Raw genomic sequence first — 12,184 nt, forward strand, 5'->3', positions numbered from 1 at the left:
AACCGGCTTAACCCGGCCTCATCCGGCTTTCTTAAATTCGAGAATTGAAAAATTGAAGCGTTTCCCCCCTCTGCTTTTTGGGCAAAGGGGGGAACAATGATGAGGGTTCTGAAGCGAACGGCGCCTTTCTTAGCACTGACACGTTCTTTAATCGGGGAGGGGTTGATTACGTTGCCGCAATCGCTTCTTTCGCAGGCGCGGCGACTTTTGCTGCAGCAGGCGCTACCTTTTTGGCTTTTTCGGTATCCTGATAGGCTTTGTCTTGCGCCATCCAGTCATGTCTGAGTTTTTCAGAAATGATTTTAGTGCTTTCCAGCATTTCCGGGATTTTGGTCAGGGTTTTGTCGTGGGCCTCCATGGCGAAGCCGATGTGGTTCGAGCTGTATTGATCGAATTGCACGCGAATGATTTCCACGTTTGGAAGAATATCCGAAAACCGAGCGGTGTAGGTTTTCCCCTTCGCCGTTAAGCTTGTTCCGTCTTCTTCCACCAGGGCCTCGGTGCCTGCCGGGACATTCTTTCCGGTAAATTTATGCAACTTTCCAAAATCTCCAATGGCATAGCGTGTTATTTCGGTTCCCATGTGACCCACCCCTTGTTGTGTGTTGATGATAAGAGCCTCGGACTAGACAGACGGGGTGTGAGTGTATTTGGAGTTGTGGTCCAGACAAAGACACCATACATTCCGGTATGTCTCGAATAAGTATTATGAAGCCTCCAGGGCTAGAGAGCAATGGGTCAGATTTCCAAAAAGGCGAGTTGAACGTCCCCTCAACAGCGTTCCCAGGGGTCGAACAGCGTTAGGAAGTGGCTCTATGGAGTCACTTGCATTCTGTGTTGATGTTAGACCATTCAGCGTGAAAGGGGAAGGTTCGATAGGCCATGGAGGCTGGTGGTAGCAAGGACTTCAGGTGTGCAAGGCGGTCTTGGGTCGCTGGATGGGTTGAAAAATAACGAAGGACGTCGTTTGCAGGTTGTTCTTTCCCAAGTTTAGCGAAAAAGGTGACCATCCCCTCGGGATTAATTCCCGACCGTTGTAATAACCGGAATCCCTGTTCATCGGCTTGGTCTTCCGCCTCACGGCTATAGGACAGGGTCTGAAGAGTTTGGGCGGCTTGGAATGCATACGCCACCATGCCGCTGGCATCCCCGCTAAGGGCGGCGATGACGAAAGCCATCGACACATGGCGCACGATGAGGTGCATGGTGTGTCGAAGCAGAACGTGTTGAATTTCATGAGCCAACACTCCCGCGAGTTCTTCGGGCGAAGCGGTGTCTTGTAGAAGACCGCGAAAGACCATGACATATCCGCCCGGGGCAGCCATGGCGTTGACGAGGGGGCTATCCACCACGGTGATTTGAAATTGATAGGGAAGGTGGTCGATGGACCTGGTCAGGGCCGTCAATATGGAGTCGACTGCGTGGATCAGTTTCGGGTTGTCGCAAACCGGTTTCCCGGCTGTGACTTCCTGTTGTACAAATTGGCCCAACTGAATTTCCCAGGAAAGCGGAATGGCGGCGGTGATTGGCTGGGCCAACGAGGGAATACCCCAGGCGAAAATGCCATACACGATGGGGATGCTGGCGAGTGCGGCCAGCACCGTCCAATACACACGAGTGTGTCGTGTGCGGGGATGATGAAAATGACTGGCGCCCGGTCCGCCATGCTCATGAATCGCCAGCAGAATTGTGGGGCTGGGGATGACCAGGGTTTCCCCAATTCCTGTCCCTCGCTCAAATCGTACTTCTTCGCCGGAATAGCGCCCCTGGGTTTGTCGAAGATCATGATAGTTCCATGCCGTGGTTGTGTGGTCAGCAAAGTGAAGGGTCAGGCCGACACCTGAAATGGTAATGGTCACAAACTGTGGAACGACCGATTGTCCGTCATAATAGGACCCTTTCCATTCGGTGGAGTATGCCATGATCGAATTGGTTTAGCCTAAGGAACGCATAAATCGTCGATGGATGGAAAGATTCATACCGGGAGGATCGGAGCGGAACATGCACAATGCCCAAATTAGCCTAAATCAAAACCAGCGTCAAAGTATCCCGCAAGCTCTTCTCCGGTGGGAGACGCATCCAGGGCTTCCTGTTCGATGCGTTGAAAATCTAAAGGGCCTTGAAGGTTCAGATGATAATAGAGAAATTGGAGATTCCGGACCTGGACCCACGGCCAGGCTAATCCAAACGTGAGAATAAGCATGAGGAAGTTCGTAATCCGCAACTCCATGAGATTCCACGTGGAGGCAGAAAAATGAAAATGCGCGTCTCCAAAATCTGAATGATTCCATTGGTACCGTTGCTTGGCTACCTGCAGGTAAAACCATGGAAGCAGCAGCGTGAGCAGTCCGGTGACGAATAGGGAATTAAAAAAAATGTCCCGCCAACCCTCGGATGGCCATTGGGCGAGGATGGAGAGACCGTCAGGTCCCGCGTGAATCCCGATGAGTGTGACCAAAATGATCATGCTGAAGGCGAGGGAGGTGACATAGATCCTCAAGAGCCCGCTTCCCGTTCCGGAATAGGTGAATGGGCGATTACCAAAGTAGGTGTGAGCGACGAGAAATTTTCGTCTGGCATTTTCGAAAAACGGGTAATAGAGGCCGGCGGTCAACAAGGTCAGTACGCTTCCCAGGACCCATATTTTCGTATAATCTTTCACGTGTCCCCGGAAGGAGAAACGAATCGTTCCCAACGAGGTTCGACTCAACCGATAACGATGCGATCCGACCACGGCGACTGGAATGAAGCACAAGGCCATGGTCCCTGCAAGCGCATTGGGAATCCAGATCGGAATCTGGTCCCATATGGGTGGGGCGAGACTGAGAAACGCATAGGGAAGACCAAATACCAAAAACGCTTTTGACCATCCTTTCAATAATTCCTGAGGAGTTCCATGATAGGAAAAGCGAGTGTGGGCAAAGCTCGTCTGACTGCTCAAAAATCGGCGAATACGCACTCTCCCCCAAAAAGAATACAGGCCAAGTGTCAGTAATGTGAAAAAGGTATTGACAATGAATATGCCAAAGAGCGTTCGCCCACGCCCCCAAAAAATGGGATGGTAGATGGGAAACAAATCGGAATCGTCTGACCTGTTGTCCGGGCCGGAAGGGGGTATTCGGGGAAGGGCTCGAGTCTGGTCTCTTTGATCCTGGCCCCAGGTGGCCAAATCGGAACTGTGTTTAGCCGATGAGTCTGATTTATGAGTGGTCAACGGCTTTTGAGATTCTGATGAAATGAGGGAATGATCTGTGCTGAGTAATGGTTCATTGGAGTGGTTCACGGATTCCTCTTGTGGAGAGGGAAGCGCGGCTCCACATTGCGAACAGGTCTCTCTACCATTTCTGACTGACCCGCATGTTGTGCAAATCAACGCGGGCGTCAATTCCATGGATCAGGCGCTTCCGTCTTGATGGTGCGCATCAGTGGTGCCTTTCGTGATACATGGTTTCACCTATCTGGGTCTATCGGTCCTATCTGATACAATCCTAAGGTTTATTTCAATTCAATTGTCGCGGGGGAGCGAGAGAAAATTTATGCTGAAGAGTATAGTCAAAATGTTCCTGATCATCATAAATGTATTTGCCGGCGTGGGTTGTGCCGATCTCTCGCTTCAGATTCCTCAAGGGGAAGGAAATGGCCTTGATCCCTCCCATCCGCCTCAACAAGTTCAAGATCTTGCCGGGATCTGGAAGTATGCAGATAAAACGGGGTCCAATACCATCACCTTAAATGAAGAAGGAAAAGGGCATTATGAGTGGGAGGATGGCTGGTTTGAAACCCAAGAACTAAAGGATGGGGTATGGAAGGGCAAATGGATGCAAGCCGGTAACGATCGGGAGGGAGAGTTTGAGCTGAAGTGGTTAGATGATTCGCCGGTAGCCCAGGGACGTTGGTGGTACACCCGCATTGGCCAGGATCACAAACCTCTTGAGCCTGGAGGTACCTTTACCATGCAACGGATATCCCCTTTCCTGACAGGTGGGAAGTAGCCTCTTCGCAGTATTTTCATAAAGAGAGAAGAATCACGCCTGGAGAGAAGGCCTTCCCTGAAAGCTTAGTGACTGCCTATGACGGATTTCTGCTCACTTCCGGCAGGCTGGGTGTGAGGAGGATTCTTTTCTCTCTCACGATTGTCCGGCGTTTTGAGCAGGACAGCATGTAGCGCCTCTTCAATTGTTTCCACGAACACAACGGACAATTCTGATCGCACAGTGTCAGGCACATCTTTCAGATCTTTTTCGTTGGCTTTGGGAAGGACAATGCGGCGCAATCCGACCCTATGTGCCGCCAGAATCTTTTCTTTAATCCCGCCCACAGGCAGGACCAATCCGGTTAACCCTATTTCTCCGGTCATCGCCGTATCCTTCTTAACTGGGATTTTCAGTAAAAGTGAAGCCAGAGCACTGGCCATGGTTACACCGGCGGATGGCCCGTCTTTGGGAATGGCGCCCTCCGGCACATGAATATGCATTCCACTCTGCTTAAACACCGCGATATCCAAGCCCAGCGATTCGGCACGCGACCAGAGATAGCTTCGAGCCGCTTGAGCTGATTCCTGCATGACATCCCCAATGTGGCCGGTAATGGTGAGGTCGCTTCCTCCCGGGAGAAGGGCACTCTCAACATAGAGGACATCCCCGCCGGTTTCTGTCCAGGCCATTCCGGTCGCTACCCCCAGGGGCAAGGTTTTTCTGGCTTCCTCAGGCATAAATCGTTCGATGCCCAACCATTCCGGAAGGTCCACTTGGGTGATCGTAAGAGGTTCCTCAGGCTGGTCCGGCGGATGTTCTGCCAGCTTCAGCGCCACTTTGCGAGTTAACCGTCCCAACATCTGTTCCAATTGGCGAACACCGGCTTCCCGGGTATATCGTTTGATGATATGAGGAATCACCTGTTCCTCTAGCGTCAAAGGTTTGGACTCCAAGCCGGCTTCCTTTAAGCGACGAGGCCACAAATAGCGATTGGCAATTTCAAGCTTTTCTTGATGACTGTAGCCGCCCAGACGGATGGTCTCCATCCGATCCAAGAGAGGACGGGAGATGGTGTCCAAAGAATTGGCCGTGGTGATGAACATCACTTTAGAGAGGTCAAAGGGCAGATCTAAGTAATTGTCGCGGAAAGTATGATTTTGTTCCGGGTCAAGAATTTCTAACAAGGCTGACGCGGGATCTCCCCGGAAATCCTGTCCAACCTTATCGACCTCGTCCAGCATCAGGATCGGATTTTTGGCTCCAGCACGTCGAAGAGCCTGAATCAGACGGCCTGGCATCGCGCCAACATACGTGCGGCGATGCCCACGCAATTCGGCTTCGTCATGAAGACCCCCTAAGCTCAACCGTTCAAACTTTCTTTCCAGGGCGCGGGCAATGGATTGCCCCAAGCTGGTTTTCCCCACCCCCGGAGGTCCCACCAAGCACAGAATGGGAGCCTTCGCAGAAGGATTCAACTTCAACACGGCCAGGTGCTCAAGGATGCGTTCTTTGACATCCTGAATGCCGTAATGATCTTCATCTAATATCGTTCGAACATGAGTCAGATCCAGGTGGTCTTCTGTGAGGGTGTTCCACGGTAATTCTAAAACCAATTCCAGATAGCTCCGAATGACTTGATGATCCGGGGAGGCAGGAGGCAGCTTAATCAGACGCTTCAGTTCTCTGGTGGCTTCAGTTCTCACGATCTCGGGAAGGTCGGCTTTCTCGATACGGGCTTTTAATTCCCCTACCTCGCCATCCTCGGGTTGGGTCTCCAGGTCTCCCAGTTCTTGTTGAATTTCTTTTAACTGTTGGCGCAGGAAATACTCCCGTTGGGATTTTCCAATTTCTGCTTGGGCCTGGCTCGCGATTTCATGGCGAATTTTGAGGATATGGAGTTCATGGGCCAACGCGCCATACACCTGGCGAAGGATTTCCTTGGCATCGGATTGCTCCAGAAGCCCTTGCAATCGTTCCACATTGAGGTTCAGGAGGGACACGAGCCGATAGGCCACTGAAAGGGGATTTTTTTCGGCTCGAAGCACGGTCACCAATTCCAACACGCCCTGGGTCGTCAATAATTCCGGTAATTGGCCAATAAGTTCAACCAGTTCACGATGCAAGGCTTCCAGTTCAAGGTCGGATTCAAGCGCAAGAGCGAGTGGCCGGGACCGAACGATCATATGGGGTTCGTCTTGTTCCTTCTTCAGTAAGACGACGCGTTCGATTCCCTGTGCGAGAACCTGAAGATGGCCATCCGGAGTTTTGCCCATTTGCTTGATGACGGCTTTCGTGCCGATGCCATACAGGTCATCGAACTCGGGTTCCTCCTTTTCTGAGTCACGCTGGGTAACGAATACCAAGGCTTTGTCTTCCGAGTTCATCGCGGATTCCACCGCGGCGATCGAGCGGGGTCGACCAATCGTGAAGGGAACAAGGGTATCGGGAAACAAGACCGTTCGTTTAACAGGGACGAGCGGGAGGGAAACGATGACTGTATTCTCGGCAGCTGGGGGAGTATCCATTTATATCTTCACCGTCCTTCAGGTGTATACCAACATATAACTAATCTCCCCAACAAGATAGGCATCTTTTCCGTTGAGTCAAATTGATTGGCACGAACTGCCGGTTGTGCCATGTGGAGTAAACTCAAAAAGCCATTCATGTGCGCAATCGAAAATCTGCACCTGAACCTGGGTTGGTGATGAACTCTGGTGCTCATAGCGGGAGGTGAAATCTCCCTGGTGTCCATCTGAACATCTCAGAACATCCGAAATAATGATGCCCGTGATGAAACAGGATTGGGTGGATAAGTTATACGAATTTTCCACCGTTCCCGAAAAAATTGCAAATGATCCAGGTTCCTTGACAGGTTTCTGGTGAGATCTTAACATGGTAAGTGAATACTCACTATATTGGAAGGTAGAAGATGCCATTAGTACCGAAACGAATAAGCGGTCCGGTGCGGAAGGCCAAAATCATTCAGTCGGCGGCCTCCTTATTTGCCAAAAAAGGGTTTAGCGGGACCAAGACCCGGGAGATTGCCCAGAGGGCAGGTGTCAGCGAAGCCCTTATTTTTAAACATTTTCCCAGTAAAGAGGATTTGTATGCGGCCATTCTTGCGGAGGAATCGCCCGTGCCGGGATTACTCTCCAAAGTAAAAAGTCTCGCTGAGCAACAAAAGGATGTGGAGGTGTTTTCCGTGATTGCCCGGACGGTGGTCGGAGGGGCTCCGGATTCCGATTTGATGAGGCTGATTTTGTTTAGTGCACTAGAAAACCATGAGATGTCGGATATGTTTTTCCACAATCACATCCGGGTATTTTACGATTTTTTGGCCGGCTACATTCAACAGCGCATAGATGATGGAGCCTTTCAGCCGGTTCAGCCCCTCATCGCTGCACGCGCCTTTATGGGCATGCTGATTTATCATCGGTTATTGACGGTCTTATTTCAGGCCCAACTTCCTCAAACTGCCGCAGACATTTCGCGGACCTTTGTGAACCTCATAATGAACGGACTTAAACCCCCTCCACCGAAGGGAGCGGTACGCAGATCAGGGCAGACAAATAAACCCCGGACGCGGACGGCACGGAAGGTATGAATTACGTTGCACTGAAAATGTTGTTTGGCGATCGCCCCAAATACCTCATGTTGCTGGCGGGGCTCACGTTTTCCACGATGCTCATCGTTCAGCAGGGATCCATTTTCTGGGGGTTGATGACCTGGTCGCAATCGGGCATCACCAATGTGAATGCCCCTGTGTGGGTTGCCGATTCCAATATCAATCAAGTCGAAGAGATTAAACCGCTGGCCGATACAACAGTGAACGTGGTTCGAAGTGTTTCCGGTGTCGAGTGGGCGGTTCCTCTCTATAAGGGCGTTCAGCGGGCGAGGTTGCGGGATGGGAACTATGAGCAAATTGCGTTAGTCGGGATTGAATCCAGTACGTTAATCGGTCGACCCGGTCGGGTGTTGGAAGGCAACATTGAAGAGCTGCGGTCTCCTGACGCCGTCGCGATCGATCAATTAGGGGTGGAGCGGTTAGGTGGGCCCGAAAACATTCATCTCGGCACCACGTTTGAAATCAATGATCACCGTGTCAGGGTCGTGGCGATCGTGCAGACACAAAAAAGTTTTCAAAATTTTCCCTTCGTCTACACCACCTACGAACGAGCCTTGAGTGTGACACCCGAAGAACGGCGGAAATTGTCGTATGTCCTTGCCAGTCCGGTGAGTGGGATCAGCCCGGAAGAATTAGCCAGGCGAATTCATGAGCAAACCGGATTGGGAGCATTTACCGCAGACCAGTTTGGTTGGAAAACGATTCGATGGATTCTCCAAAACACCGGTATTGGCGTGAATTTTGGTACCACCGTGTTATTAGGATTTATTGTGGGGATGGCGATTTCCGGACAAACCTTTTACCTGTTTACGGTTGAGAACCTGCCGCAGTTTGGCGCACTGAAAGCGATAGGAGCCAGCACGGGTATGCTGGCGCGTATGATCCTCCTGCAGAGTTTTACCGTCGGATCCATTGGATATGGAGTCGGTGTGGGATTGGCCACCATGTTTGGATTGACCGCTGCAGGTGGAGACCGGTTGCCCTTTAAAGAAACATGGCCTCTTCTCGTCGGAGTGGCCGTTGCGCTCCTCTTGATCTGTAGTGTCTCGAGTGTGATTAGCATTCGAAAGTTGGCCAAACTTGAACCGGCGATTGTGTTTCGGGGGTAGCGTCGTGAAGGGGAATCCGTCTCCGACTCTCAACCAGGATTCGCCTCAGTGGCTGGTGCAGGCCAGGGGGGTGGTGAAATCATTTGGGGAAGGAGAGACCCGGATTCCTGTCCTGAAGGGAGTTGATTTAACTGTCGCCCACGGGGAGGTCTTGTTGCTGGTGGGGCCTTCGGGTAGCGGGAAAACGACTCTCTTGTCGGTGATTGCCGGCATTTTAGAAAGCGATGAGGGAGAGGTGAAAATTTTGGGCGAATCCATTCTGGAAATGTCCGCGTCGGAAAAAACGAAATTTCGCTCGGATCATCTCGGATTTATTTTTCAGCAATATCATCTCTTGCCCACGCTCACCGCGGTTGAAAATGTGGCCGTGCCGTTATTGATTCGCGGAGTCGCCAAACACGAGGCCCTGGCTCAAGCGGAGAAGATTCTTGGGAGCATGGGCATGGGAGAGCGCTTGGCCGCATTGCCGACCAGACTGTCGGGAGGCGAGCAGCAGCGGGTAGCGATTGCCCGGGCCCTGGTGAGTGATCCCCAGTTACTGCTGTGTGACGAACCGACGGCGAACCTGGATGGAGAAACGGGACACCGAATTGTGCAGCAATTGCACGATATCGGAAAACAGCATGATCGGGGGGTCATTATTGTCACGCACGATACCCGGATTTTTGAATTTGGCGATCGCATTGTCCATATGGAAGATGGACGAGTGGATCAGATCCAAGAAGGACAGGAGACACCCGTTTAAATGGTACTGCGGCGTTTGAGTTTTTGGATCGCGTTGGGGGGCATCCTTTTGACGATTGCGACGTTGTGGGGCGCTAATAAGAAAGTGGCTCCGCCTCCACCGATGGAAGCTCCTCCTCAGAATCCGTATCCAGTCACGGTGGCCGCAGCAGGCATTATTGAAGCGGTGAACGAAAACGTCAGGATCGCGCCTCCGGTCTCCGGTCTGGTGACGAAGGTGTATGTCACGGTGGCGGATCATGTTGAGCAGGGAGATCCGTTGTTTCAGTTGGATGATCGGGCGTTGCGGGCCCAACTGCAAACCAAGACCGATTCGCTCCCGTCTGCAGCGGCGCGGATCGCCGAGCAGGAGATCCGGCTCCGGGATGTCCAGGACCAATTAAAGCGGCTTCAGTCGGTCACAGACCGTCGGGCGGTCAGTGAAGATGATGTGAAGAGGAAATGGCATGAAGCGGAAGGCGCCAAGCGGGGGTTGATTCGGGCAAGGGCTGATCTCCATTTGGCAAAGACAGAACGGGATGAAGTGCAGGCTTTATTAAACCGTCTTACGGTTCGGGCACCGCGTGCGGCGACGATTCTTCAGGTTAACGTTCGAGCCGGGGAATATGCCACGGTGAATCCCATCGAGCCGCTCATCATATTAGGGGATACGGAAACCTTACAGGTGCGGGCTGATATCGATGAAGTCAACGCGCCGTTGATGGTGCCGGGAAGTCCGGCTGTGGCCTACCTTAAAGGGTTTACGGATAAAGCCATTTCGCTCACCTTTGCTCGGATTGAGCCCTACATTGTGCCCAAACGGTCCCTGACCGGGGACAATCGGGAGCGGGTCGACACCAGGGTGCTCCAGGTGATTTATCGATTTGAACGGCCTGCTTTCCCGGTCTATGTCGGCCAACAAGTCGATGTCTATATCGAGCGCCCTGTTGAACGGGTTTCGGGTCAGGACCATAACCGATCCGAGAACGGAACTCCGCCATCTCATACCTCCCGTCCGTTGTCGGAGACAGGGAAGACTCCGTAAGGAGAAACGTATGATCGCAACGAAACATCTACCCATGCTGCTTATGATCCTCTTTCTGCCGGGATGTCTCATGGGGCCGGACTATCAGCAGCCGGACCTCAATGTCCCGGAAGACTGGAACAGGATGACCCTGGGAGGCTCATCCTCTCAGCTTCCCATTACGATAGGACAGGTGCCGGAGGCCGAGTGGTGGCGAATGTTTGGCAACGATGAATTGAATGGATTGATTGAACAGGCCTTGGATCGTAACCACGATCTCCGACAAGCTGCGTTTCGGGTGCTGGAGGCCCACGCGATTGCCTATGGGTCGGGAGCCGGGCTTTATCCCAATGTGTCCTTGGGTGGATCGTATAGCCGAATCCGTCGGTCGGAAAGCATTTTGGTCGGTCCCACAGGAGGGGCGCCTGAAGGGTTCGCGCCACCGGGTGCCAATTTTGATATTTGGCGTGCGGACATCGATCTTCGATGGGAACTGGATTTATGGGGTCGGATTCGACGCGGGAAGGAGGCCTTTACTGCAGAAGCGTTGGGGAGCGAAATGAATCGCCGCGGTCTGTTGTTGAGCCTGGTCGGTGAGGTGGGAGATTCCTACTTCCGGCTTCGTGAACTCGACGAACAAGTGGAAATAGCGGAACGGAACTTGGCCCTTCAACAAGACTCACTGTCGATCATCCGGAGCCGTGCGCAGGCCGGTCTGGTATCGGACCTGGATGTGAAACGAGAGGAAACCCTTGTGGCTCAAACGGCCTCGCAAATTCCCGAGTTTCGGCGTCAACGGGCTGTGCAACTGCATCAACTCGAAGTGTTGACCGGGGCCAATCCTGGGACGCTGGTGTTGTCCTCCAAACCCCTTCGGTCCGTGATGGCACAACCAACGATCCCTGTCGGTCTGCCTTCAGATCTCTTGCAACGGCGCCCGGATATTTTGGAAAAGGAAGAAATCTTAAAAGCCGCCAATGCTCGAATTGGAGAAGCCCGCGCCTACTTTTTCCCCAGCGTGGCCATCACGGGAAACGGAGGGTTTCTCACCAGCGAATTCGATCAATGGTTCAAATGGGGCAGCCGCAACATGGCGATCGGTCCCTCGGTTACCCTTCCGATCTTTGAAGGCTATACCAATTTGGCCAGATTAGAGGTGGCGGAAAACCGATATCAGCAAATGTTGGAAGACTACCATCAAACCATTCTGAATGCGTTTAGGGAAGTGGCCGATGTGCTGGTCGCCCTGCAAACGCGCAAAGAGCAACTGGTCAGTCAGCACCAACATGTAGCAGCCGCCCGTGAATCGCTGGAGCTCGCGGACATCCGGTATCGCAAGGGATTGGTCAGCTATATCGACGTCATAGATGCTCAGCGCATCGTGCTCGATGCAGAATTGGGAGTGGTCCAAACCGAACGGGCACGTCTCACGGCTATGGTGGATCTATTCAAAGCCGTAGGCGGCGGTTGGAAACAGGAACAACTGGCTCAAGTCATCCACGAGAAGCCCTGACCTGTAGAGACGTTCCGGTGGGACGTCTTTCCTGAATTGCCGAACGACATGCTGTGAAGACGACATTCCCCCGGAACGCCGAGACAAAAAAACAACCATTCTTGTTGCCTATAATCATTAACGACCCTACCCCATGCTGTAGAGACGCCCCGGTGGGACGTCTTTCCGAGAAGAGCCTTGCAGTTATGTCTTGATTCTGGCCAAATAGGTCCATTC

Annotated in this window: 10 protein-coding genes; 6 read left to right on the forward strand and 4 right to left on the reverse strand. The window is 52.4% G+C overall.

All coding sequences use genetic code 11. The features are described 5' to 3' along the window. Positions 1-166 precede the first annotated feature (166 nt). The 3 genes from LX98_RS01365 to LX98_RS01375 all read right to left on the reverse strand — a co-directional run bounded on the left by LX98_RS01365 (position 167) and on the right by LX98_RS01375 (position 3,283). Positions 167-583, reverse strand: a complete 417-nt coding sequence (locus LX98_RS01365) for a hypothetical protein (protein ID WP_496427193.1) — start codon at positions 581-583, stop codon at positions 167-169. Between the two features lie 238 nt (positions 584-821). After that, a complete protein-coding gene (locus LX98_RS01370) occupies positions 822-1,922 on the reverse strand; it encodes a M48 family metalloprotease (RefSeq protein WP_496427194.1) in 1,101 nt (366 codons plus the stop codon). A gap of 95 nt (positions 1,923-2,017) precedes the next feature. Beyond that, on the reverse strand, positions 2,018-3,283 hold the full coding sequence (locus LX98_RS01375; RefSeq protein WP_496427195.1) for a DUF898 family protein: 1,266 nt from the start codon (positions 3,281-3,283) through the stop codon (positions 2,018-2,020). A 253-nt stretch (positions 3,284-3,536) separates the two neighbouring features. On the opposite strand from LX98_RS01375, the gene LX98_RS01380 reads away from it, so the two are divergent. Beyond that, positions 3,537-3,992 carry a hypothetical protein gene (locus LX98_RS01380; RefSeq protein WP_496427196.1) on the forward strand — a complete coding sequence of 152 codons (456 nt, stop codon included), beginning with the start codon at positions 3,537-3,539 and terminating at the stop codon, positions 3,990-3,992. Between the two features lie 65 nt (positions 3,993-4,057). Here the strand turns inward: LX98_RS01380 and lon are convergent, their stop codons facing one another. Beyond that, a complete protein-coding gene (gene lon / locus LX98_RS01385; protein WP_496427197.1) occupies positions 4,058-6,499 on the reverse strand; it encodes an endopeptidase La in 2,442 nt (813 codons plus the stop codon). A 404-nt stretch (positions 6,500-6,903) separates the two neighbouring features. Here lon and LX98_RS01390 point away from each other — a divergent pair, with 404 nt between their 5' ends. Genes LX98_RS01390 through LX98_RS01410 form a run of 5 tightly spaced genes read left to right on the forward strand, consistent with a single transcriptional unit; the run spans position 6,904 to position 11,968 of the window. Next, positions 6,904-7,578 (forward strand): TetR family transcriptional regulator, encoded by a 675-nt coding sequence (locus LX98_RS01390; protein ID WP_496427198.1) that lies wholly within the window; start codon positions 6,904-6,906, stop codon positions 7,576-7,578. Continuing rightward, entirely contained in the window at positions 7,575-8,708 is a 1,134-nt protein-coding gene (locus LX98_RS01395) for an FtsX-like permease family protein (protein WP_496427199.1), read from the forward strand. Before LX98_RS01390 ends, LX98_RS01395 begins: the two co-directional genes overlap by 4 nt. A gap of 4 nt (positions 8,709-8,712) precedes the next feature. After that, positions 8,713-9,453, forward strand: coding sequence for an ATP-binding cassette domain-containing protein (locus LX98_RS01400; protein WP_496427200.1), 741 nt, complete (start codon positions 8,713-8,715; stop codon positions 9,451-9,453). Beyond that, positions 9,454-10,476, forward strand: a complete 1,023-nt coding sequence (locus LX98_RS01405) for an efflux RND transporter periplasmic adaptor subunit (RefSeq protein WP_496427201.1) — start codon at positions 9,454-9,456, stop codon at positions 10,474-10,476. 10 nt (positions 10,477-10,486) lie between these two features. Then, the gene (locus tag LX98_RS01410; protein ID WP_496427202.1) at positions 10,487-11,968 is read left to right on the forward strand and encodes an efflux transporter outer membrane subunit; all 1,482 of its coding nucleotides are present in this window, start codon (positions 10,487-10,489) and stop codon (positions 11,966-11,968) included. Positions 11,969-12,184: the final 216 nt, after the last annotated feature.

The organism is Nitrospira marina (assembly GCF_059568365.1).